The organism is Acinetobacter apis, assembly GCF_900197575.1.
Lineage (GTDB): Bacteria > Pseudomonadota > Gammaproteobacteria > Pseudomonadales > Moraxellaceae > Acinetobacter > Acinetobacter apis.
Genome location: NZ_FZLN01000002.1, coordinates 66,642 through 91,614, shown reverse-complemented (window position 1 = coordinate 91,614; position 24,973 = coordinate 66,642). Strand labels below are relative to the sequence as shown.

The following is a 24,973-nucleotide window of genomic DNA, read 5'->3' as shown; positions in this document are numbered from 1 at the left end:
ATGGCCATATATTGCGTATGCAAAGATGATGAAAGTAGGCTATACCTGTATTGCGTAGACATTGCATGAATCATTACAAATGAATTAATAGATTAAAATAATCATAAATCATTTTTTATTCGTGCAGCAATGCGATTAAGTTGGGCATTAATTATATCTTGTTAAGGTATAAATTAATTTTGAGTATTTCTAACTGATATCGCTTGATTAATGCAAATGATAAAAAATTAAAACCAATTTATACAATGAGGTATAAATTGGTTTTAATGTTGTAGTACAGGTAATTTTAATTAGTTATTTTCATAAAATATTTTTAGAATTTTTGTTAAGTCGAGCAACTCTGATTTGGGTATATTGCTCTCTTGTAGTAAGGTGATTGAAATCATATGTGAGCGCTTGAGTTCTGAAACGCTTGCACAATTGCTGACATTACGTGCATGGGCACGCGCCATAAGACCACAATAGGTATTGAGTGCTGTAGAAATCATTGATTTCATGTTGTCTAAGCTATACTCAATGTCATCATAGGTTTTGACTTCAGGTGCAGCAGGGGCAATAGCCTCTTTGACAAGAGGCGTAGCCTCAGGTTCAGCCGCAGTAACATGGTTAATAATTTCAGCCACATCTGCTTTGCTCACCACCTCAGTTGCTTGAGATGGCGTAGCACTTTGATTTGAAAAACTATCTCTTTTAATAAATCCAAGAGATAACAAACTCTCTATGAGATCTGACGTACAGAGTTTTTCTTTGAGAATATCGGACAACTTCTCAAATTCATTACAACCGATTAAAATAAGAAGTTGGCGCTGTTTAGTGGATAAAATTCGATCACGCGTTTGCAATGCCGTGATCCCTTCAGGCGTTTTAATGTAATGCATTCCCCAAATTCCAATAAAGAGGTAAATAATCGTTTTTCCGCGTATACTGTTACAAATATATATGACAATTTCATGAAGTTAATACATGGGATTAATTGATTAACTATTCATTTTTTATGGTTTTTTTCTAGAAGCTTTAATTATGCGTTGGTTTTTTATCAGATTAAGTTAGATGATGCATGTTATATTTTCTTTGATAAATATTTATTTTAATTTAAACCAACAATGACATTATTTTTTATCTTATTTCAATGATTTAAAATTTGAGATAACGATTTATTTAAACCTTGGTGTGGAATGGATAAGCAAATAGTTTTTGAAGATGAGCAAATCAGAGTTATTTTTTTAGCAGGTCATTCCGATGAGTTGGTTTTATCTTTTGGTGATTTAATTACTCGTGCGAAAGGCTTGAGTATTAACGCTGAAAAATCGTTAATTAAATATGATTATAATGTGATTGGCATTATGCCAAAAGAAAAATCATGGTTTCCTTTAGAAAGCATTATCAATATGTTATCTGCGATTGAGCCTTATTTGGCACAGTACAAACAGATCATTGGTTATGGCGGTTCTATGGGAGGATATGCTGTCCTCAAATACGCTAAGCTGCTTCGTATGACCCGTGCGATTGCATTTGTGCCGCAATATAGTATTGACCCGCAAGATGTCGAAGATCGCCGTTATGCGGAGTTTTTTGATATGAGCTTGCACCGTGATATGCGCGTTGCAGCTGAAGATGTATCTGCTACCACAGAATATGTCATCGTTTATGATCCATATTATGCAAATGATCGTGAACATTATTTAAAAATTAAAGCGCTTATTCCCAATCTTTTGACCTTAAAGCTGCCTTTTACTGGGCATGAGGCATTGTCTGTTTTAGCAAGCTCAAGTTTATTAAATGACTTTATCCGTCATGATTTAGATGAGCAATATTTTTATGCACAAATGCGTGCGGTGAAAAAGAACAGTAAATTTTATTATCGAACTGTGATTAGTCAATTGATGTCACGTCACAGTAAAGCATTAGGACTTATTCTAAAAAATAATGATTTACAGCTTGATGCTCAATATTTAGATCCGACATTAAAACAGCTTATTACCCGTGTCATGCTGAGTCGTCGCCAAGTGACTGAACAAGATTTACAAAAGCTTGGTATTAAAGTCAGTTTGCCACAGGAATCTCGTTTACAGCTACAAGATCAGCATGCAGGCTTTTTAATCTTTAATATGATTAGCAGTAAGATTGAAAGCTACTCACAAGATTCAATTCGACTAAATGACAAATATTTAATTCCGCTTTTAGTGAAATCAAGCGGTTTGGTTAAAGTTGAAATTAACCATGAGAGATATTTGGTGGCAATGAATGACCGTCATGTGATGAAATTATTTAAAGAACATGATCCATTGTCATTAGATATGACGCCTTTGGTCTTAAAAAAGCACGAACATTATTATGTGATCAGTTACAAAGGGCTTGCGCTGAGTAGCGATGATCATGGTGTATGTCATTTTATTGACACTGCGGCAGATGACAGTACGCATTTTATTTTAGTTTAAGCTAAAAAAGCCCTCAAAATTGAGGGCTTTTAAATTTATGCTTGTAACACCGAAATATCGGCTACAGCTGTAAATAAAGCATTTAATGCAGCCAATAATTTAAGTCGATTGGCTTTTAAAGTTTCATCATCTGCCATGACCATGACATGATCAAAGAAGTGATCGATTGGTGCACGTAATGCCGCCAACTGCGTAAGTGCTGCGGTATAGTCCTGCGCATTGAGTAATGGCGTCACTTGAGGTGTGATCTCTTGAATGGCTTGATAAAGCGCTTTTTCTGCATCTTCAACCAAGTGCTGAGCTTCTACTTCACCATCAACATGTGATTTTGCCAAAATATTGGCAACACGTTTGTTTGCTGCAGCAAGTGCTGTGGCTTCAGGCAGGGTACGGAAATGATTGACAGCATTAATACGGCGATCAAAATCAAGCGGTGAACTTGGTGATAGCGCTTGTACAGCTTGTAAAACATCTATCGCCACGCCTTGGTCTTCATATTTAGCACGATAACGACCCTCTAAAAATGCAGTGGCATCTTTGAGTGTCTCAGCAGGCTGTTTAATAATGTCGCCATAACCTTGAATTGCAAGTTGAATCAAAGTGTCTAATGAAGTATTCAGCTGATTTTCAATAATTAAACGCAAAATACCAATCGCTGAACGGCGTAGTGCAAATGGATCTTTTGAGCCTGTTGGGGCTTGTCCAATGCCAAAGATACCAACTAGGGTATCTAAACGATCGGCAAGGGCAATGGTTGTTCCTGTTTTGGTGGCAGGTAATACATCACCTGCAAACTTCGGTAAATATTGTTCAGCAAGCGATGCTGCAACTTCTTCATCTTCACCTTCAATACGCGCATAGTAAGTCCCTGCAATGCCTTGTAGCTCAGGAAACTCACCCACCAATTCAGATGTTAAATCACATTTGGCAAGATAAGCTGCACGTTTAACTTGTTCTGGATTCGCTGCTGTAATTGGAGCCAATGCCACAGCCAATTGTGCAATACGTTCAGATTTATCCCATAAGGTACCAAGTTGAGCTTGGAATACCATGTTGGCAAGTTTACTAGAACGAGATGCCAAAGGTTGTTTCTGATCTTGTAAAAAGAAAAACTCAGCATCACTTAAACGTGGACGAACAACTTTTTCATTACCTTCAATAATTTGTTGAGGGTCTTTTGACTCAATATTGGCAATGGTAATAAAGTAAGGTTGTAATTTATTTGCATGATCGACCAAACAAAAGTATTTTTGGTTGTCTTGCATGGTGGTAATTAATGCTTCTTGCGGTACAGCCAAATAACGTGCTTCAAATGTTGCACGAAGTGCCACTGGCCATTCAACCAATGCAGTCACTTCATTCAATAAATTGTGAGGTGTAATGGCTATTGCATTAACTTCATCAGCTAAAGTTTGAATTTGCTTTTGAATAATGGTCTGACGTTGTTCAAAATCTGCAATCACATAAGCTTGTTCTAATTTGCTTAGATAATCATTGGCATGATCAAGCTTAATTGCTTCTGGGGCATGGAAGCGATGTCCAAAAGTGATATTTGATGTTTGTTGATCTTGAATTGTCGCTTCAATGATATCGGTATCTTTAAGCAATACTGCCCATTGCACAGGACGTACAAATTCAGTGTGGCTGGCTGCAGAGCGCATTCTTTTTGCAATTGGCAATTGATTTAATGCCTGCTGCAAAATTTCAGGTAAAAGTTGCTCTAAAGGTTGACCTTGAATCTGCTTGTAATAGCATACTTTTTCGACTTTACCTGCAACAAAAGTTTGCAACTGGTCTACAGTGACACCTTGTCCACGCATAAAACCTTCAAGTGCACGGGTTGGTTTGCCCTCAGCATCAAAAGCCGCTTGTTTGGCTGGGCCATCAACACGTTTTTCAGTATCAGATTGTGCTGCATCAACATTAGTAATTTTAATAGCCAATCGTCTTGGTGCTGCATAGCCATCAATATGTGCAAATTGAAGCCCTGCAGACTCAAGTCCTTTTTTAGTTTCTGCAACCAATGCGTCACGTAATGTTTTTAGGCTTTTAGGCGGAAGTTCTTCACAGCCGAGCTCAAATAAGACAGTATGTTGATTCATTATTTTTTCTCCGCCTGTGTTTTGGCATCTTGCTCAAGTTGCATACTGGCAAGGACTTCTTCACGTAAAGTCGCATCAGCCATAGGAAAGCCAAGTTTGGCGCGTGCTGCAACATAGCTTTGAGCAATTGCACGAGAAAGTGTGCGAACACGTAAAATATAACGCTGACGTTCAGTCACTGAAATTGCGCCGCGAGCATCTAATAAGTTAAATGTATGTGATGCTTTAATCACTTGCTCATAAGCAGGTAAGGGCAGGTCTGCATCAGTTAAACGATTTGCTTCTGCTTCATAAAAGTCAAACAGCTCAAACAGTTTATCTACAGGTGCGTATTCAAAATTATATGTGGATTGTTCGACTTCATTTTGGTGGAAAACATCGCCATAGGTTACAGTACCAAATTGACCTTTGGTCCATACTAAATCGTAAACAGAGTCTACACCTTGTAAATACATTGCAAGGCGTTCAAGTCCATAAGTGATTTCACCGGTTACAGGATAGCATTCAAGCCCACCGACTTGCTGGAAGTACGTGAACTGAGTCACTTCCATACCATTGAGCCAAACTTCCCAACCAAGACCCCATGCACCTAAAGTGGGTGATTCCCAATTATCTTCGACAAAACGAACATCATGAACAAGGGTATCAATACCAATGGCCTTTAATGAATCAAGATAAAGCTGCTGAATGTTGCTTGGATTCGGCTTTAAAGCCACTTGAAACTGGTAGTAATGTTGTAAGCGGTTTGGGTTTTCACCATAACGACCATCTTTAGGACGACGAGACGGCTGTACATAAGCAGCATTCCAAGTCTCAGGTCCTAATGCACGTAAAAAGGTTGCCGTATGATAGGTGCCTGCACCCATTTCCATATCATAAGGTTGTAAGATGACACAGCCTTGTTCGGCCCAATAGTTTTGAAGGGCAAGAATAAGGCCCTGAAAGGTATCGATATGAGAGATGGCGCGACTCATGTAGCATCCATTAAATTATAAGAAAATTGCCATCAGTATAAGGATTTTACGAATCTGAGGCAAAGCATATTGATGAAGAAAATAACAAAGCCTGCTGAGTTTTAGTACAACCATAAAAAAGATGCCCTAAGTATAGAGCATCTTTTTTTAAGCGTTGCTTTAACCATTCAATTTAGGTATTTTAAAATTTTATTGGCTTGGGGCATTAAGTTGAGCATCTTGTTTTGGCATAACAAGCCATAATAAAAGATAAACTAAAATACCTGGGAACGCAGCACTCGCAACTGACACAATCACAAAAATGACGCGTAATAAATTGGCATTCCATCCAAAACGTTCTGCGACACCGCCCATGACACCTGCGATCATATTGTGCTTACGCGAGCGATATAAACCTAAATTTGCCATGAAAACCTCCTTTACAGTGCACATTGCAAACAATTCGTTCTTATTAAATAAGATTGGGGGTAGACAAAAATTTTAAATGAGTTTCGGCAAGATAAAGCGTTAAATTATGTAAATTTTGTACGAAATATAAGGCGTTTATTATTAAAATACGTCAGTATTTTTTAATGCTCGATAAAGCTAGATTCGCATTAAAAGTGGTCACTTGATTAAAACTTACTTTCTTTGTCGTCAGTAATTATTATTAGAGGTAAGTCATGCATCAGTTTAGATTATATCGCTCCCAATATGTGCTGCATGTATTGCTCTTGAGTACAGTTGGTCTAATCGGTTGTAGTAATTCAAATGAACAATTAAAAAATCATGAAATTAAACCTGTGAATCAAAGTGATTTGCCTGCGCCTGTACCATCTGAGCATAGCGGTAATTTATTAAGCATTGCAGGAAAAGCGACTGCACCCAAAGTTTTAGATGAAAAACCAATTGGTCGTATTTTAAATCAAGAAGAAAAAACGCTGGTGGGGCGTTATAAAGTGACTATTTCTTGTAAAGACCCTATTGCACGTTGTACAGAAAACGAAAAAGGTTCTGTCGATTTTATTTTGAATTTATTGCCGAATGGCACTGTTTACCGTTTTATTAAGGGTTTAGGGGCAATCAAATTAGACTCTCGTAATTCACCACACTATTTCCGTGATCATTGGGGCATTACACAAATTAATCAAAGCAAATATGTGGTGATCTCTTATTCGACCGGTATGCGTGTTTTTTATCGTGTTGAACCGAATCATTCACTGTTGATGGATACATCTCGTAATAAGCTTGTGAATTTAAAAGCCTATCGTGCTGGATATCCATTTGCATCGCAAAACTATTATTTAAAACGTGTACCTGAATAAAAAGGGTACATAAAAAAAAGCCTCTTCACATTTAGTGTAAGAGGCTTTTTTGAATCTGGTGGGTCGTCCGCGACTCGAACGCGGGACCAATGGATTAAAAGTCCACTGCTCTACCAACTGAGCTAACGACCCATAATGATCAAAGAAAGAGTGGTGGGTCGTCCGCGACTCGAACGCGGGACCAATGGATTAAAAGTCCACTGCTCTACCAACTGAGCTAACGACCCATCTTTTCTTGATGGAGCGTATTGTAGCAATTTATTTGACCATGACAAGGGGTAATTCTTAAAAAGTGAAGCATTTGATTATAAAAACTACAAATTGGTGACAATCTATCAAAAAACATACACTAGATTGAAAAAAGTAAGGGTTTTTTTAGTTAATTTTTTGATTATTCAAATTTTTATTATTGCTCATTGGCTTGTTTATTAAGATAAAACAAAATAAAAGCCACCTTAAAAGGTGGCTTTTATAACGCTGTTATTCAGCTTTTGGCGTTACCGCTTTTTTAGGTGGACGACCACGAGGGCGGCGGGGACGAGCTGCTTTTTCACTGCTACTGTCTGCTGCTTTCTCTTTGGCTTCTTTTTTCTCTGCTGCTGTTTTTGCTGCAGACGTTTTATCTCCTGCATCGGCTACAGGTGCTTCTTCTGTTGAACGATGCTCATCAGAAGTTGCTTCTGCCTTTTTAGTCGCGCTAGATTTTTTAGCAGCAGGTGTATTTGTAGCTGTCTGCTCAGAAGCGCTTTCATCTGTTTCTGCTGATGAGCTTGTGACTGTAGCTTCAGCTGCAGGGGGTGTTGCTGCTTCTGGAGTTACAGTTTCATTGCTTACAGTTTCTGTTTCTGAGTGAACCACAGGTGAGGTGGTTTGTTCAGTCACGACAGGTTCAGCGGCTTCTGCTTGTGATTCAGCAGTTTCATTTTGAACAGGCTCAGCAGACACGGCTTCTTCTTTGATGTGCTGCGCTTTTGCTTGCTCTAAGGCTTGGCTTGCAGCCAATTTAGCCAAGCGACGACGCTCACGTGGATCATTGGCAACACGCACTTGCTCACTTTTTGGTGGTACAAGTGATAATGCTTCAGTGGTCACTTGATCCTGATTGGCTTTAACTGGCACTTGAACATCACGTGTGATTGGCTGTTTGGTATCAGCTTGAACACGTGGAGTTTCATTTAATGATGCCACATAACTTTCTGTGAACTTCACTAAAGCACGGTTAAATGTCGGAATTAAACCAAACTGCTCAATCAACACCGTACAATCTTCGCCATACACATGACGAATTAAACTGCCAATGTTGTATTGCTTTAAAGCTGGGTTTTCTGTTGGACTGATTTTATTCACAACAGGCTGTTGTTTTGCTTGCTGTGCTTGCTTCTGACGACGGTTTGAGCGTGGATCATTGCTTGCACGATGGTTGCTTGGTTTGGTCTCAACTTCTGTTTTTTCAACAGCAGCTTTTGTTTCCTTAACAGCAGGTGCAGGCGTTTTTGCTGCCACATGATCAGTATTTTTTACTTTTTCATGGGCAGTCGCTTGTGGCTTTGGCTGTTGTTGTGGAGCAGGCTTTGCTGACACAACCGCTGGAGTTGCAGGTGCCTGTGGATTAATCGCAACAATATCACGCGTTTCTTGATCGATATTGACAACAAGTGCAGTTGGCAAGTCTTCATGACGTGGCACATCAATCACATTCACTTGTACATCATTGCGTTCTGCTGCCACAGCTTTTTCTTTGGCAGGTGTAGCAGCAGGGGACTGCTCTTGCAATACACTTTGATCGCGCTGACGTTGTGGGCGTTGTGGACGCTGTTGATTACGATCACGGCGTGGTACAGCAGCATTTTGCTCTTGTACAGCATCCGTTTGTTCATGACGAGTGTTTTGCTCAGGCTGTTGCTGACGCTCAGAGTGCTGACGTTTTTGTTGACGACGTCCATCACGTTCTTGACGAGGTGCTTGAACAACCTCTTCATGTACAGCAGCGTGTGATTGTACATTTTGCTCAGCAACTTGTGCTGTGTTTTGCTCTACAGCTTGTGGCTCACGCTGTTCTTTATATTTATTATTGCGCTGCTTTTTATTGTTACGTTGAGGACGTTCTTCACGCTCTTCACGTTTTTCATTTTTTGCTTGTGCAGGCGCTGCTTGTTGCGTCCGTGATTCGGTATACGCATTTTGTGATGTTGTTACAGCTGCAGGCACTGTTTCTACAGGTGTTGTGATTGAACCAAATTGACCTTTGCTCACAGAACCACTATTTACCATTTGTTCAATGGCTTGTGCAGCATGGTTTGCTGTACGGGTTTGATCAACAGTTTGTGCTTGCTTTTGGGTAAACAAGTTTTCTAACCATGCACATGCACTGCTTGACGCAGGTTGAGCTTTAATTGCTTGCTGTTGCGATGCAGGTGTTGCTTGTGTAGCCAACTTGGCAGGTTGTGCTTGAGCAACATGTGCTGGTTTTTCAGCTTCATCTAAATGCCATTCTGAAGATTGGTAACCAAGTTCTGCTTCACTTGAACGTGTTGCTTCGGTACGTTCATAACTGGTTGGCGCAAAACCTTCAGGATTATATTGGATTTGGTAATGCGGTGTTTCTAAATGCGGGTGAGGCAATACAGTAATACGTACATTTGAGCTTTGCTCTAAGTAGACAAGGCTATGGCGTTTTTCATTCAATAAGAAAGCTGCAATTTCGACAGGGACTTCAATTTGAACTTCACCTTGACGCTCTTGTAATGCAATTTCTTCTACTTTACGCATGATTGATAACGACAGTGAACGTACATCACGTACCATGCCTGTGCCATGACAGCGCGGGCACACATAACCTGTCGATTCTTCTAATGATGGACGTAAGCGTTGACGGCTCATTTCCATTAAACCAAAGCGAGACAATTGACCAAATTGGATACGTGCACGATCACTTTGTGTCGCTTCACGCAATTTAGCTTCAACCATACGTTGGTTACGGTCTTTGCTCATGTCGATAAAATCAATGACAACCAAGCCACCAATATCGCGTAAACGCAATTGACGAGCAATTTCTTCTGCAGCTTCTAAATTGGTATTTAATGCAGTGTCTTCTACATCTTGACCGCGTGTTGATTTGGCTGAGTTAATATCAATCGCAACCAATGCTTCAGTTTGGTCAATGACAATTGATCCACCTGATGGCAATTTTACTTCACGTTCATAGGCAGTTTGAATTTGGCTTTCAACACCAAAATGTGCAAATAATGGCTCATTTTGTGTATATGTTTTAAGTTTTTCCAATTGACGCGGCATGACCACTTTAACAAAGTTATATGCTTCATTAAATGCTTGCTCATTATCAATTAAAATTTCAGAAACATCATCACGTAAATAATCACGAATTGCACGTGTAACAACGCCCGCTTCTTGATGAACAAGCATCGGTGATGGACCTGAATTGCAGGTGCTTTGGATTTGTGCCCATAGGTCAAGCAAGTGTTGTAAATCTTGCTGTAATTCTTCTTGGCTACGACCAATACCTGCAGTGCGGACAATCACACTCATACCACGTGGCATGTTTAATGATGCCAACATTTCTTTGAGTTCTTCACGAACGCTGCCTGAAATTTGTCGACTGATTCCGCCACCTTTTGGATTGTTTGGCATCAGGACCAAATAACGCCCGGCAAGTGAAATATAAGTCGATAGAGCAGCGCCTTTATTGCCACGCTCTTCTTTTTCAACTTGGACTAAAAGCTCAGTACCTTCTGTGATCAGTTCACGGATATTTGATGTGTCACGGTTACTATTTAAGTAGCTACGTGCAATTTCTCGCATCGACAAGAAACCTTGACGTTGTGCGCCATATTCAACAAATACAGCTTCTAAAGAAGGCTCAACGCGAGTGACATGGCCTTTATAAATATTTGATTTTTTTTGTTCGCGAGTACGGTTTTCAAGGTCGAAGTCATATAGACGATGACCTGTGACAAGTGCAACACGTACTTCTTCAGCATGTGTCGCATTAATCAGCATACGTTTCATGGGTGAATACCTAATCATTGAATTACAACGATCAGTCAGTCTTGACGGCGTAAACTTAAGCACTCCATGTACTAATCTTTTAACTTCTTGTATGCAATTAAGAGATTATATTTTCCACATTCGTTTATGGTTACAATACATGCTTACGTTTACTTATACAGGTGTATTTATCTTACGAAATCAGTTAAATTCACCTGAATGATTTATTAGTCGTTCTGTTCTGTTATTTTGCTAAGATAAATTTACTGTTAATTCAGCTTGTTGATCTTTGTTCAGCCAAGTCAAATACGGAAAATACGCATCGTATCAGATACTTAAACTAACAATAGCATGTATAGACATCACAATTTAAATCTAATAAATCGTAGCGAATGACTCATCGATGCATTTCAGTTTACATTAATAAACCAACCTAAGTTGGCCACATATATTTGGGTTGTAGACTGTTTTTTATGCGAAAGCATGAATTAACACAACAGCCTACTCATTTGCCGATATACTAAAGCCTTCGGCGTCGGCATATTCTTTTGGGACCGTTCCGAGCTTACGATGAGAGCATGACTTGCAAGATTCATCGGTTAAAACGATAGAATGCTTTTAATGCAAGGTCTCATTTACGGGGGTATCCGTGCGCTGACTATAGCAAACCTTGAGGCATCTGCCTATGGGTTGAACGGTTGTTTATAGTGAAATAAATAGTCTGAGTGTTTATATTTTATTCAAAATTATCAAATTAAGGTTGAAACAGCTGTATGAATTCCAATCAGCAATGGCAAAGTGTGACTTGGTTCGATGTCAATGAACATCAAGCCGATCAAAGAATTGATAATTTTTTAATGTCACGCTTAAAAGGTGTGCCTAAAAGTCGTATTTATCGTTTGATTCGAGAAGGCCAAGTCCGAGTGAATAAAAAACGTGTCAAAGCTGAGACACGCTTACAATCGGGCGATCAAGTTCGTGTAGCACCCATTCGTTATGAGCAAAAGCAAGACACAGACATTCCTATGAGTGAACACGTGGCTCAAGGTTTGTTAAGCCGTATTGTGTATGAGGATGAGGGGTTGTTGGTGGTGAACAAGCCATCAGGTATTGCTGTACATGGCGGCAGTGGTATTGCCTATGGCTTAATTGAAGCTTTGCGTGCTGCTACAGGCAAAAAATACCTTGAATTGATTCATCGTATTGACCGTGATACATCAGGCCTTGTGATGATTAGTAAGAAACGTAGCACATTAAAACATTTACAAGAGTTATTAAGACAGCATGATATTCAAAAAACTTATGCTGCGATTGTAAAAGGCAATGTTTTGTTAGACCAACAAAAAATTGATGCACCGTTATTACGTTATGAGCTTGCCAATGGCGAGCGCCGTGTTTCGGTATCAAAAGAAGGTAAATCGAGTCAAACCATTTGGACGGTTGAGCAGCGCTTTAAATCTGCAACGCTTGTTTATGCATCACCGTTATCTGGCCGTACTCACCAAATCCGTGTTCATGGTTTAAGTATTGGTCATCCTTTGTTAGGCGATGATAAATATGGTCATAACGTCAATTATTCAGGTCCAAAACCAAGACGATTATGCTTGCATGCCATGCGGTTAGAGATTCCGGGTTATGCTGCGATTGAAGCACCACTTCCCGATGATATGCAAGACGTGTTAAATCAACTTGCAAAGGAGAAATAATGTCTTCAATTAAGTTGGTCATCTTTGATTGGGATGGCACATTATTTGATTCAGCAGGGCAGATTGTAGATAGCTTACAATTTGCTGCACAACAGCATCAACAGCCTTTAACGGCTGAAGATGCAGCGCATATTATTGGACTTGGGTTGCCTGAGGTAATGCAGACGTTATTCCCTCAAGTACCTGAGTTGCATGATGCCATTTTAGAGAGCTATGCCACCCATTATGTGGCACATTCATCGCATGATCAGTGGTTTGTGGGGGTGCATGAAATGCTGCATGATTTAAAGCAGCAAGGCATTATTTTAGCGGTTGCAACAGGTAAAAGTCGTCGTGGACTAGACCGTGTTTTAACCACAACAGCAAGTCATGATCTGTTTACAGTCACCCGTGCTGCAAGCGAAACCAAATCTAAACCCCATCCTCTCATGCTAGAAGAAATTCTTCAGCATACAGGAATTGATGTGAATCATGCTGTGATGGTGGGAGATACCACATATGATTTAGAGATGGCACAGCGTATCGGCATGAAGCGCATAGGCGTCAGTTATGGAGTACATGCTGTAGAAGAACTGATGTCATATGAACCTATATATATTGCACAGTCATTAACAGATTTACATGACTATTTAATACAACATGTTCAGACGAAGCGTTAATCTTTCATTCACTACAAAGTATGCTGATCTAAAATTGAATTCAGCATAGTTAAAAAGCTTTTTAATGCAGTCGATGTGTCATCTTGACGGTAGCTCATTACAATATCTAAAGTTGGCAATTCAACATCAAAAGGTCGAACAGTCACATTAGGTAAGCTACCAAAAGGATCGACATATTTCGGTAGAATTGAACAGCCTTCACCCGAATTAATTAACGTCAAACTATCAATAATGGTTTTTGCATATTTTTGCACATTTAAATTGATCTGATGGCTTTGGGTAAACTCGTGCACCACTTGATTCATGATTAAAAATGTCGGTGACGTTGGCATAATAAAATCCAAGGTCTTTAATGCTTCAAGTGGAATAGTTTCACGCTGTGCCAAAGGGTGATTTTTAGGTAAGATTAAAGACAACTCATCTTTAAAAATCACTTGATCAACCACGGTTTTATGATTGACTTTTTGACGTGTAAAAATAATATCAAGTTCAGCATTTTTTAATGCCTGATGCTGTTCTGCATCACCAAGCAAAGAAAATTCAATCTTAAAATGTGGATATTGCACACGGAAACTTGGCAAAATAGTCGGAAAAATCCGAATCTCTGCTGCTGTTAAGAATCCAATTTTTAAAATTCGTTGTTTGGATAAGTGGGCTTGTTGGGTTAAATGAACTGCACGATCTGCTTGGGCAATGGTGAGACGCGCCTGTTCTAAAAACACAGCACCTTCTTCGGTCAGTTCAACTTTACGTTTGGTTCTATGAAAAAGTTTTACACCAATTTCTTCTTCTAAGTCTTTAATTTGTTGGCTTAACGAGGGTTGAGCCGTGTAAAGTCGAAGTGCTGCTTTACTGAAATTTAATTCTTCTGCGACAGCTATAAAATATCGCAAGTGACGTAGTTCCATAATATCTGTCCGACGGTGATGAAAACTAGGTAATGCTAGTATAGCTTAAAGTACCTAATATTAAATTATGTTTTATTTTATATGGTTATAGTTTTACCGAGTATGGTTTAAACTTACAATTTAAAAGAGATGATCAAATAGAAACTAACTGTTTCATTTAAATCTGAAAAATAAATGTTGTAGCAGAAATGTAGTTGTATAAAATACATAATACAAATCTTAAAACTTGATGGTACTATACATTTTAACACACAGATAGATAGCCATTCTAACGTGATTCGCCTTGAGTCAGATAAGAAATAAAAGAAGAACATATGACAACATCTAATAAGCGATTGAGTTATGAAATTCCAGTAAAAAACACATGGTTTCATACGTTAACAAAAGCAAATCAATCCTTTGAAACATCTGCTCATTTTCGAAATGGGAGGTTTCATAATGAGCATGCGCCAGATATTAAACACAGCAGAATCAAAATTTTAAAATGGCTGATGAGTCGTAAAAACAATTCATGGAATGTAGATATTGATCAGGAGTTTAAAAACTTTTTAGCACAAGATCATGAAGTTCCAACCACTTTACATACCAATGAAGGTGATCAGCCACAATGGCGTGTTTGGTTTGTAGGGCATGCCACTGTATTAATTCAGATAGGGCCGTATAACTTTTTGACAGATCCGATGTGGTCTGATCATGCAGGTCCAAGGCCTGGAACTGGACCACGCCGTGTTTGTCCTGCAGGGATTGCTTTAGAAAACTTACCAGAAATCCATGGTGTATTACTCAGTCATAACCATTATGATCATATGGATATTGCCACATTAGAATGGCTAGATGATGCCTTTAAAATGCCTATTTATACAGGTCTTGGTAATGGACATTATTTACCAAATCATTTTAATGTGATTGAACTTGATTGGTGGCAATCTGCCATGTTCAAAGATTTTGAAATTGTATATACCCCAGCACAGCATGGTTCTGGGCGAGGTATTCGAGACCAAAATGCAGCATTGTGGGGGGGCTTTTGTGTGCGGCAAGATGAGCAATATGTTTATTTTGCAGGTGATACAGGTTACTCACCACACTTCAAAGAAATTTATGCCAAATTTGGGGCTCCAAGGGTGGCTTTACTGCCGATTGGTGCTTATGCACCACGAAAAATTATGAAGTATCTGCATATGGACCCAGATGATGCTTTAAAAGCGCATATGGACTTACAATCACATCGTTCTGTGGCATTACATTATCGAACTTTTCAGTTAACAGATGAAGGTCGTTTAGCACCAGAAGAAGTGCTTGAAGAGTCGATCTCTCAAGCATCTAAATTAATGAATCCATTTTATTGTATTCATGAAGGTCGAAAACTGATTGTATAAAAAAAGCCCTCAAATTGAGGGCTTTTTTATAAGAGCGATTTATTGGTAATCGCTGTGACCTGTTGCTTTTAATTCTGCACGAACACCCGCTTCATAATCTGGATGTACACGGCCAAAATGTGTTAATTGGCGTTCAATAATTTCTTTTGGTACACCTGCCATTGCACCTGCAATGTTGTTAAATAGGCGAGATTTTTCACCATCATCAAATAAATTAAATAATGCAGTAACTTGAATATAGTCATTATTGCCTTCGTCTTGACGATGATCAAAACGGTCAACTACACTTTGATTTAACTTTAAAGGCGGTTCTTTAAATTCAGGGGCTTGTACTGGGCCACCAAATGAATTCGGTTCATAATATGCATCAGGATTTGGAAATTCTTCTTGAATATTCATGAAACCATCTTTGTGATATGTATGTACTGGCACATGTGGACGATTCACAGGAATATTTTCATAATGCGTCCCTAAACGATGACGATGCGCATCTGCATAGCTGAAAATACGCGCCTGTAACATGCGGTCAGGAGAAAAACCAATACCTGGTACAACATTTGATGGAGAGAATGCAGCTTGTTCAATTTGTGCAAAATAGTTGTCAGCATTGCGGTTTAATTCAAAGAAGCCGACTTCAATTGGCGGATATTCGCTATGTGGCCATACTTTGGTTAAATCAAATGGGTTGTAAGAGGTTTTTTCTGCATCAAGCTCAGGCATGATTTGAACTTGAAGAGTCCAACGAGGGAAGTCACCATTTTCAATGCTGTAGAATAGATCTTCTTGTGTGGTTTCACGGCTTTGACCCACTTTTTCGAATGATTCTTCATTGGTCCAATGACGATGGCCTTGCTGTGTTTTAAAATGGAATTTAACCCAAAAACGCTCGTTTTTATCATTCCAAAAAGAGAATGTATGTGAGCCATAACCATTGATATGACGCACATCAGTTGGTAAGCCACGATCAGACATTAAAATAGTCACTTGGTGTAAGCTTTCAGGTGACAATGACCAAAAATCCCACATTGCAGTTGGTGAACGCAGGTTTGTTCTTGGATGGCGTTTTTGTGTATGAATGAAGTCAGGGAATTTTAATGGGTCACGGACAAAGAACACGGGTGTATTGTTACCAACCAAGTCCCAGTTACCTTCTTCTGTATAAAACTTTAAAGAGAAACCACGAACATCACGCTCAGCATCTGCTGCACCATGTTCACCAGCAACAGTTGAGAAACGAGCAAGCATTGGAATCTGTTTATTTACACCATGAAAAACTTTAGCGCGTGTATATTCAGATAAATCTTTTGTGATAGTTAATGTACCAAAAGCACCCCAACCTTTGGCATGTACTGTACGTTCTGGAATTCTTTCACGGTTTTGATGTGCTAATTTTTCAATTAATTGCCAATCTTGAATTAAAAGTGGGCCTCTTGGACCGACTGTAACGCTGTTTTGATTATCAGCGACTGGTGAACCCGCTGTTGTTGTTTGATGATATGGGCACTTACTCATGGCTTACTCCTGATACGGGCTTGCTGTTACTTGTAATTAGTTATAAGAATTCGAATTTATATATTTATCGTCTAAATTTTACGCATGATATGCGTAAGAGCAACCCTATTATAGTATGTGGTATGTTACAGAACGTTGATTGTTGTTCATGTTTGATTGAAGCAATAAATCATACTGCCTTCAAGTCTTGGTAATAAATTGCCAACAAATGTAGCCATGTTAAGTTCCAATGAAATCATCAAAAAAAGGTGATTGGCTTTTACTATTGTTTTTATTCATAAATCCTGATTTCAATTTAAAGACAAAGCGTCTAGTTTAGTCAATATAGATGATTCGCTGATAGCAAAAATTTAAAAATGGGAGTGTGAACATGTCAAACGATACGCAAGCCAATGTAGGGAAATGTCCTTTTCATGACAATGGGACAAATACCAATGTAGCCAGCTCAAATACAGATTGGTGGCCGAATGCATTGAACTTAGACATTTTATCGCAGCATGATAAAAAAACGAATCCAATGGATCCAGACTTTGATTATGAAAAAGCATTTAATGCATTAGATTTAGATGCTGTTAAAAAAGATATTCGTGCACTCATGAATACCAGTCAAGCATGGTGGCCTGCAGATTGGGGCAGCTATATTGGGATGTTTGTGCGTACAGCATGGCATTTGGCAGGAACTTACCGTAAGCAGGATGGTCGTGGTGGTGCGAACACAGGTAATCAACGTTTTGCGCCGTTAAATAGTTGGCCTGATAATGTTAACACAGATAAAGGACGTCGTTTACTTTGGCCAATTAAGCAAAAGTATGGTAATCAAATTTCATGGGGCGATTTAATCGTACTTGCAGGAACTGTGGCTTATGATGTTGCAGGCTTAAAGACCTATGGATTTGCAGGTGGTCGTAAAGATATTTGGCATCCTGAAAAAGACATTTATTGGGGTGAAGAGCGCCAATGGTTAGATGTGACCAAAAACCGTTATGAAGATGATCAAGACAGAACATCACTTGAAAATCCACTTGCTGCTGTACAAATGGGCTTAATTTATGTCAATCCTGAAGGGGTTGATGGTAAATCTGATCCATTAAAAACAGCACAAGACATGCGTACAACATTTGACCGCATGGCGATGAATGATGAAGAAACTGTGGCATTAACTGCAGGTGGTCATACTGTCGGTAAAGCACATGGTAATGGTCGTGGTGATAACATCGGTGCAGATACTGAAGCGGCTGATGTCGAGTTTCAAGGGCTTGGCTGGCATAATTCAGAAGGCACAGGCAATGGCGCCAACACCATGGTCAGTGGTATTGAAGGTGCTTGGACCACAAACCCAACCAAATGGGACAATGAGTTTTTCTACTTGCTTTTCACTTATGAATGGGAATTGAGAAAAAGCCCAGCGGGTGCAACGCAGTGGGAACCAATTGATATTAAAGAAGAAGACAAACCAATTGATGCCCATAACCCGAATGTTCGTCGTAATCCAATTATGACAGATGCGGATATGGCACTTAAAATGGATCCAGAATATCGTAAGATTTCTGAGCGCTTCTATCATGATCAAGCTTACTTCTCTGAAGTGTTTGCACGTGCATGGTATAAACTGACTCACCGTGATTTAGGGCCTAAATCAAGATATTTAGGTGAAGCCTACCCAAGTGAAGATTTAATTTGGCAAGATCCGATTCCAGCTGTGGATTACACATTAAGTGAAGCTGAAATCCAGGTATTAAAAGCTAAATTACTTGAAAGTGGTTTAACTTCAGCTGAATTAATTAATACTGCATGGGACAGCGCCCGTACTTATCGTGGTTCGGATTATCGTGGTGGTGCCAATGGTGCGCGTATTCGTTTAGCTCCACAAAAAGACTGGGCAGGTAATGAGCCTGAGCGTTTAGCGAAAGTCTTGGCCAAAATTGAAGAAATTCAAGCATCATTAGACAAGAAAGTCAGCATTGCAGATTTGATTGTTTTAGGTGGTACAGCGGCTGTAGAAAAAGCAGCACAAGATGCAGGCTTTGATATTGATGCACCATTTACACCTGGTCGTGGCGATGCTTTGCAAGAGCAAACAGATGAATACTCATTCCAAGAGCTTGAACCAAAGCATGATGGTTTCCGTAACTGGATCAAATCAGATTATGTTGTTCAGCCTGAAGAAATGTTACTTGACCGTGCTCAATTGCTTGGTTTAACTGCACCTGAAATGACAGTACTCATTGGTGGTATGCGTGTACTTGGTACCAACCATGGCAATACCAAACATGGGGTATTCACTGATCGTGAAGGCGTATTGACCAATGACTTCTTTATTCATTTAACTGACATGAATAACACATGGAAGCCAACAGGTAAAAACTCATACGAAATTCGTGATCGTGAAACAGGTGCTGTGAAATGGACAGCAACACGAGTTGACTTGGTATTTGGTTCAAATTCAATTCTTCGTTCATATGCTGAAGTGTATGGTCAGTATGACAACAAAGAAAAATTTGCCCGAGACTTTATTGCAGCATGGACGAAAGTCATGAATGCAGATCGTTTTGATATCAAAGCATAATTGAATAAATAAAAACCCCAGCCGAGCTGGGGTTTTTATTGTTGTGTGATATGTTAAAAATTGAGATCCGAATTTTTCAATAAATTAATCATTTTTTATAAAGTGAAATGCTAGAAATGAAATTGCTTGGCAGTGTTTTTGACTAATTCAACTGTATCTTGATGATGCGTTTGATCGACTAGTTTTGTAAAAAAGTTTGGATTTTCAACCAAAAATGAGGGACGTTCTGTCGTGTTTGCGTGTTGGTATAATTCATTAAGAATGTATATTGCATCATAAAAGCAATCTTCACGATGAATATTCAAATCTATAATCATAGACATAACCTCAGACACAAGTTCAAATGAAGTCATTGCTGAGAGTGGTTTAATTGAGACGTCAATAAAATCAGATAAATACCATTCATTTGTATTGTTGTTTAACTTAAATAAAAAAGATGAAAACTCATCTAAAAACTTCTCTTTCACCTTATGAACATCCAAGTTTATTCACATTGTTTCAAATAATAAAATATAAAAATGTGTTTTTATAAATCTCACTTTCTAATAATTTATTAAATAAAAGTAGTTTATGTTTAATATCATCTGTGTTTGATGTAATTAGTCTAAATATTGACCATGCTCAAGCTACTGACCTCAGCATCGGTTTCTGAATTTGACTCAACTAAATATCTATTTAACTTGTAATTAAACGATTCGTTTTGACCATATCAGCAAGGCCATTATTTTTAAAATGGTTTTCAAGCCAGCTTTTAATCAGCAGTGGATTATTGAGTTTTAATACATGGGCTAACAGTTTTTCAGCATCTTGCATTGGAATATGACAAATTGCCTTTCTTACCCGTAAAATATTGCTTGAGCTCATAGATAGGGTACTAAAACCCATCGCCATAAGTAAAATCGCTGAAAGCGGGTCGCCTGCCATTTCACCACAGACGCTGACGGGTTTATTATATTTTTCACATTCTTTTTTGAGCTGCGATAACGCACGCAAAATGGAAGGATGAAAGTGTGAGTAGACACTCGACACATGGGCATTATTTCTGTCTACGGCCAATAAATATTGAATAAGGTCATTGGAGCCAACCGAGAAGAAATCGACCAATTCAGAAAATTCTTCTATTTGAAATAATACACTTGGAACTTCAATCATAATACCAATTTTAGGTTTATTGATTTTGACCTGTTCTTCTTCTTGCACTGCATTCCAATCACGTTCAAGTAAGTAAAGAACTTCTTCAACTTCACTGACATTGGTAACCATCGGCAATAAGATATGTAAATTGTTTAAGCCAATACTCGCTTTTAACATGGCACGAATTTGCGATGAAAAGATTTCAGGATGATCAAGCGTAAAACGAATACCTCGCCAGCCTAAAGCTGAATTGGTCTCTTCAATGGTGAAATAAGGCAGCTCTTTATCAGCACCAATATCTAATGTTCGCATAATGACAGGTTTATTGGCAAAGTGGCTCAACTGCTGACGGTAAATAACCCGCTGTTCTTCTTCACCTGGAAAACGATCACGCAGCATAAATGGAATTTCACTGCGATATAGCCCAACACCTTTCGCGCCACGTTGTACGCCACGAACCACATCGATCATGAGCCCTGTATTCACAAACAATTGAACCGCTGTACCATCTGGCGTAATGGCATCTTTGGTTTCATATTGCTTTAAATCTTTAGCAATTTGTTCTTCTTCTTTTTGAATCTCTTTATACCGTTGGCGTAAACGTCGCGGCGGATTGATGGTCACTTTGCCTTGATAGGCATCAACAATCATTTCAACATCATCAAGGGTGTTGACAGGTAATTCAGTGACGCCAACTACAGTTGGAATACCTAGTGCACGTGCAACAATGACCATATGGGAATTGGCAGCACCTTCACTGGTAACAATGGCTGCAATTTTATCAACAGGTAATTCAACAAGGGCTGCTGTACTGATTTCATCACCAACAATAATACTGTCTGAGCTAAGTTCTTTATGGCTTGAGTCTGCCTCTTGTAAACATGCTAAGATACGTCGTCCTAAATCTTTTAAATCTGATACTCGTTCACGTAAATAGTCATCTTCCATTTGGGCAAAATGCGCAATATGTTTATCAATGACACGTTTAACGGCACCTTGTGCCCAACTTCCTGCACGAATTTCATCTTGGATTTCAAGTGGCAACGCATGTTCATCAAGCATGCGTAAAAAGACACTAAAGAGGGCGCGTTCATCTGACATGAGTGAGTTTTGCATCTTTTCATCAAGTAATTGAATTTCAGCACGTACAGATTCAATCGCTTGTTCAAGTAACTCTAACTGCTCACTAATATCTTCTGCTTCACGGTCAGGCACTGCTGATAAATCGGCAGGCGGATACAAGATAATGGCACGACCAAGCGCAATGCCACCAGAGCCTGCAACCCCTTGAAAGGTCTTGTAATTGGATAAATTGGCAACTTTACGAAATAAATCACTGCTGCCTACAGCATGAGCATGTGCAATCACACCCGACAATTGGGCACACAACGTGACTAAAAAAGATTCAGCAGCTTCGCTAAAGTCTTGAGGTTGTCTTTTTTGTACCACTAAAACGCCCATTACTTTACGGCGGTACATGACAGGGACACCTAAGAATGAATGATATAACTCTTCTCCTGTTTCAGGAAAATAAGCATAACGCTCATGCTGAGATGCATTTTCAAGGTTGACAATTTCTTCGCGTTGTCCAACCAAGCCCACCAAGCCTTCACCAAGCTGTAATGAAACATTTCCTACAGATTCAGGATTTAATCCTTTGCTTGCCATGAGCAAATAGCATTGGTTGCGCTCATCTAGCAAATAAATTGAACATACATCAACATCCATTGCTTCAGATACTTGTTTCACCATGATATCTAATGATTCATGGAGGCCATTGGATGCGTTAATTTCCTGCACAATGCGCCTTAATGTATCTAATTGCATATTAGACATTCATGCATACTCCTTTGCTAGTTAAGCCATGGTGGTATTGATCAGATCAGTATAATCCGTCTTGATCCATTGATAACGTATTCAAAAGGAGAGTTGGATGGAGAGTTCAACCATGGCACGTCGATAAACATCTCTTTTAAAATTCACAACTTGACCTAAAGGATACCAGTAACTTACCCATTGCCATTGATCGAACTCTGGCGGGTTGGATAAATTGAGCTGTATATGTTTTGTTGATGCTTTAAGCTTCAATAAAAACCATTTTTGTTTTTGACCAATACAAATGGGTTCAGGTCCTGAACGAATGTATCGGTGTGGCAAACGATAACGCAACCAACCTTTGGTTTGAGCAATGATTTCCACATGCTCAGGCAATAAACCAACCTCCTCACGTAACTCTCGATACAGCGCATCTTCAGGTGTTTCTCCATACTGAATGCCGCCTTGTGGAAATTGCCATGCATTGTGTCCAATGCGTTTTGCCCATAAAACTTGTCCATTGTCGTTTGCCAAAATGATCCCGACATTGGGTCGGAAACCTTCTGAGTCGATCATTTGGCTACCTTAATCTATTATCTCATGCGATCTTGCGTTCTAGAATATTTTCATATTCGACCTTCGTTAAAAAAAGACCGCAGAATATTGTTAAAAATTGCTATGATCTTAACGAATTTATTGCCTTTAGCGGTGATTGATTTACATTTTTTTTCTTTATTTTTCAAATTAAACGAGAACTTTCATGAAACTGGCTTTATTTGACTTAGATCACACGCTTTTAAATATTGACTCAGACCATGCATGGGGTGAGTTTTTAATCCAACATAATTTAGTTGACACGGTTCGACATAAAAAAATGAATGATCAGTTTTATCAAGATTATCAAGAGGGTCAACTTGATTCGATTGCTTATAATGAGTTTGTTTTTGAGTTTTTAGTTGAAAATGATCAAAACACACTTGCAGAATATCATCAGCAATTTATGGAAAATGTGATACGTCCACAATTACGTCCAAAAGGATTTGAAGCCGTTCAGCATCACCAAGCATTGGGACATGAAATACTAGGCATTACTGCAACCAATGATTTTATTACTACACCTATTTTTCATGCTTTTGGTGTCACTAATGTGATTGCCACAACTGCAGAGCAGGTTAATGGAAAATACACAGGTAAAGTTCTTGGTACACCAAGTTTCCAAAATGGCAAATTAATTCGTTTAGATGAATGGTTAGATGGGCGAACTGTTGAAGAAAGCTGGGCCTATTCTGATTCGTATAACGACCGCTTTTTACTTGACTATGCAAGCCATGCAACTGCTGTTAATCCAGATGAAAGATTACAGCAATTGGCGACATCAAAAGGTTGGGATATTGTGGATTGGTCAATTTAATCGCTTTGTCCAAGCATCAATTTATATATTGCCTGCTTGGACAAATTGAATGAGTGTTTCGGCAGCTTTAGATTGGCTACGACCAGGATGCCAAACCATACCTAATGTTCGTTTGAGTTCGATATCAATATCTAGTGGCTTTAAATCTTGATTAATCAGGGTTTTTGGCAATACTGACCACCCTAAACCAATGGATGTGAGCATGCGAATAGACTCAAGCGGGTTAGTACTCATACTAAATTTAGGACGTAAACCATGTTTTTCAAATTCAGCTAAAGTAATTTGACTGGTATACGTTTTTGCCGCAGGCAATAAGCCAGTATGTAGCAACAATTGGCTTAAAGTTAAATTTTTCATTTTTGCTAAAGGATGAAAAGGCGCTGCCACAAAAACCAATGGATCTTCCCACATCGCAATATACGACAATCGCTCATCAAGGTGGGGAGGGAGCGTTAAAAAGGCAATTGACAAATCACCATTTAACACATGTTCATGGGCTTGCTCTGAGTCAACAAATTTGACATCTAAAGACACCTGTGGGTAAGTTTGCACATAGTTTTTCAAATACGATGGCAAATGGTGTAAACCGATATGGTGACTGGTGCCGAGTTTGAGAGACCCTTGTACAGTTTGATGTTGGTGGCTTAAATTGTGGTGAATATCACCCAATTCATTTAACCAACTTTTTACTTTCGGTAGTAATTCTTGCGCGACAGGTGTCGGCTGAATACCACGACCAGCAGATTCAAATAAACTGACATTAAAATACTCTTCAATGCTATGAATACGTTTGGTAACTGCGGGCTGAGTAATAAAAAGTTGATCTGCTGCCAAGGAAATTGACCCCATTTCCATCACTTTTACAAATGCTTCAAAGGCTGCAAGATTCATATTAACGTCTCTTTTAATGTAATCGTTTTAGTAATATTAGTATTTTGAATCATTTCTTATTAAAAATTGCGCTGTATCGCGTATATTAACTGACTTAAACAGAATTGAGTTCTTTTTTTTGTATGTTTGCCACACGTATTCCAAAAAGTTTACATACATATAAAAATGATAA

18 protein-coding genes and 2 tRNA genes are annotated in these 24,973 nt (G+C 38.9%); 7 read left to right on the top strand and 13 right to left on the bottom strand.

Annotated elements, in window-relative coordinates:
- Nucleotides 1–290: 290 nt before the first annotated feature.
- Nucleotides 291–878: a hypothetical protein gene (locus tag CFY84_RS06970; protein WP_088823501.1), complete on the bottom strand. Its 588-nt coding sequence runs from the start codon at nt 876–878 to the stop codon at nt 291–293.
- A 297-nt stretch (nt 879–1,175) separates the two neighbouring features.
- On the opposite strand from CFY84_RS06970, the gene CFY84_RS06965 reads away from it, so the two are divergent.
- Complete coding sequence (locus CFY84_RS06965; RefSeq protein ID WP_088823500.1) at nt 1,176–2,438, top strand: hypothetical protein; 1,263 nt, start codon at nt 1,176–1,178, stop codon at nt 2,436–2,438.
- A 35-nt stretch (nt 2,439–2,473) separates the two neighbouring features.
- Here CFY84_RS06965 and glyS read toward each other — a convergent pair whose 3' ends face one another.
- From glyS to CFY84_RS06950, 3 genes are all read right to left on the bottom strand, one after another.
- Nucleotides 2,474–4,540, bottom strand: a complete 2,067-nt coding sequence (gene glyS, locus CFY84_RS06960; RefSeq protein WP_088823499.1) for a glycine--tRNA ligase subunit beta — start codon at nt 4,538–4,540, stop codon at nt 2,474–2,476.
- The gene (gene glyQ, locus CFY84_RS06955) at nt 4,540–5,514 is read right to left on the bottom strand and encodes a glycine--tRNA ligase subunit alpha (protein WP_088823498.1); all 975 of its coding nucleotides are present in this window, start codon (nt 5,512–5,514) and stop codon (nt 4,540–4,542) included. The genes glyS and glyQ overlap by 1 nt, the downstream gene beginning before the upstream one ends.
- 189 nt (nt 5,515–5,703) lie before the next feature.
- A complete protein-coding gene (locus tag CFY84_RS06950; protein ID WP_088823497.1) occupies nt 5,704–5,922 on the bottom strand; it encodes a PspC domain-containing protein in 219 nt (72 codons plus the stop codon).
- Between the two features lie 254 nt (nt 5,923–6,176).
- Here CFY84_RS06950 and CFY84_RS06945 point away from each other — a divergent pair, with 254 nt between their 5' ends.
- On the top strand, nt 6,177–6,818 hold the full coding sequence (locus CFY84_RS06945) for a hypothetical protein (protein WP_088823496.1): 642 nt from the start codon (nt 6,177–6,179) through the stop codon (nt 6,816–6,818).
- Between the two features lie 56 nt (nt 6,819–6,874).
- On the opposite strand, the gene CFY84_RS06940 is transcribed toward CFY84_RS06945, so the two are convergent.
- The 3 genes from CFY84_RS06940 to CFY84_RS06930 form a co-directional block, all read right to left on the bottom strand.
- Nucleotides 6,875–6,950 (bottom strand) — tRNA-Lys (locus tag CFY84_RS06940).
- A gap of 19 nt (nt 6,951–6,969) precedes the next feature.
- A tRNA-Lys gene (locus CFY84_RS06935) sits at nt 6,970–7,045 on the bottom strand.
- A 253-nt stretch (nt 7,046–7,298) separates the two neighbouring features.
- Nucleotides 7,299–10,844, bottom strand: a complete 3,546-nt coding sequence (locus tag CFY84_RS06930; protein WP_088823495.1) for an Rne/Rng family ribonuclease — start codon at nt 10,842–10,844, stop codon at nt 7,299–7,301.
- A gap of 752 nt (nt 10,845–11,596) precedes the next feature.
- Here CFY84_RS06930 and CFY84_RS06920 point away from each other — a divergent pair.
- Both CFY84_RS06920 and CFY84_RS06915 read left to right on the top strand, forming a co-directional pair.
- Entirely contained in the window at nt 11,597–12,529 is a 933-nt protein-coding gene (locus tag CFY84_RS06920) for an RluA family pseudouridine synthase (protein WP_088823494.1), read from the top strand.
- Nucleotides 12,526–13,188: an HAD-IIIA family hydrolase gene (locus CFY84_RS06915; RefSeq protein ID WP_171289065.1), complete on the top strand. Its 663-nt coding sequence runs from the start codon at nt 12,526–12,528 to the stop codon at nt 13,186–13,188. Before CFY84_RS06920 ends, CFY84_RS06915 begins: the two co-directional genes overlap by 4 nt.
- Nucleotides 13,189–13,199: 11 nt before the next feature.
- Here CFY84_RS06915 and CFY84_RS06910 read toward each other — a convergent pair whose 3' ends face one another.
- On the bottom strand, nt 13,200–14,096 hold the full coding sequence (locus CFY84_RS06910) for a LysR substrate-binding domain-containing protein (RefSeq protein ID WP_088823492.1): 897 nt from the start codon (nt 14,094–14,096) through the stop codon (nt 13,200–13,202).
- Between the two features lie 314 nt (nt 14,097–14,410).
- On the opposite strand from CFY84_RS06910, the gene CFY84_RS06905 reads away from it, so the two are divergent.
- A complete protein-coding gene (locus CFY84_RS06905; protein ID WP_088823491.1) occupies nt 14,411–15,472 on the top strand; it encodes an MBL fold metallo-hydrolase in 1,062 nt (353 codons plus the stop codon).
- A gap of 39 nt (nt 15,473–15,511) precedes the next feature.
- On the opposite strand, the gene CFY84_RS06900 is transcribed toward CFY84_RS06905, so the two are convergent.
- Nucleotides 15,512–16,984 (bottom strand): catalase, encoded by a 1,473-nt coding sequence (locus CFY84_RS06900; protein WP_088823490.1) that lies wholly within the window; start codon nt 16,982–16,984, stop codon nt 15,512–15,514.
- Nucleotides 16,985–17,354: 370 nt separating this feature from the next.
- Between CFY84_RS06900 and katG the strand changes: the two genes are divergently transcribed.
- The gene (katG, locus tag CFY84_RS06895) at nt 17,355–19,550 is read left to right on the top strand and encodes a catalase/peroxidase HPI (protein WP_088823489.1); all 2,196 of its coding nucleotides are present in this window, start codon (nt 17,355–17,357) and stop codon (nt 19,548–19,550) included.
- 110 nt (nt 19,551–19,660) lie between these two features.
- On the opposite strand, the gene CFY84_RS06890 is transcribed toward katG, so the two are convergent.
- From CFY84_RS06890 to CFY84_RS06880, 3 genes are all read right to left on the bottom strand, one after another.
- Nucleotides 19,661–20,017 carry a hypothetical protein gene (locus CFY84_RS06890; RefSeq protein ID WP_088823488.1) on the bottom strand — a complete coding sequence of 119 codons (357 nt, stop codon included), beginning with the start codon at nt 20,015–20,017 and terminating at the stop codon, nt 19,661–19,663.
- 208 nt (nt 20,018–20,225) lie between these two features.
- Entirely contained in the window at nt 20,226–22,520 is a 2,295-nt protein-coding gene (gene ptsP, locus CFY84_RS06885) for a phosphoenolpyruvate--protein phosphotransferase (protein WP_088823487.1), read from the bottom strand.
- Nucleotides 22,521–22,601: 81 nt separating this feature from the next.
- Complete coding sequence (locus CFY84_RS06880) at nt 22,602–23,075, bottom strand: RNA pyrophosphohydrolase (protein WP_088823486.1); 474 nt, start codon at nt 23,073–23,075, stop codon at nt 22,602–22,604.
- 184 nt (nt 23,076–23,259) lie between these two features.
- On the opposite strand from CFY84_RS06880, the gene CFY84_RS06875 reads away from it, so the two are divergent.
- A complete protein-coding gene (locus CFY84_RS06875) occupies nt 23,260–23,910 on the top strand; it encodes an HAD family hydrolase (protein ID WP_088823485.1) in 651 nt (216 codons plus the stop codon).
- Between the two features lie 21 nt (nt 23,911–23,931).
- On the opposite strand, the gene CFY84_RS06870 is transcribed toward CFY84_RS06875, so the two are convergent.
- Complete coding sequence (locus CFY84_RS06870) at nt 23,932–24,801, bottom strand: LysR family transcriptional regulator (RefSeq protein WP_088823484.1); 870 nt, start codon at nt 24,799–24,801, stop codon at nt 23,932–23,934.
- Between the last annotated feature and the right edge of the window lie 172 nt (nt 24,802–24,973).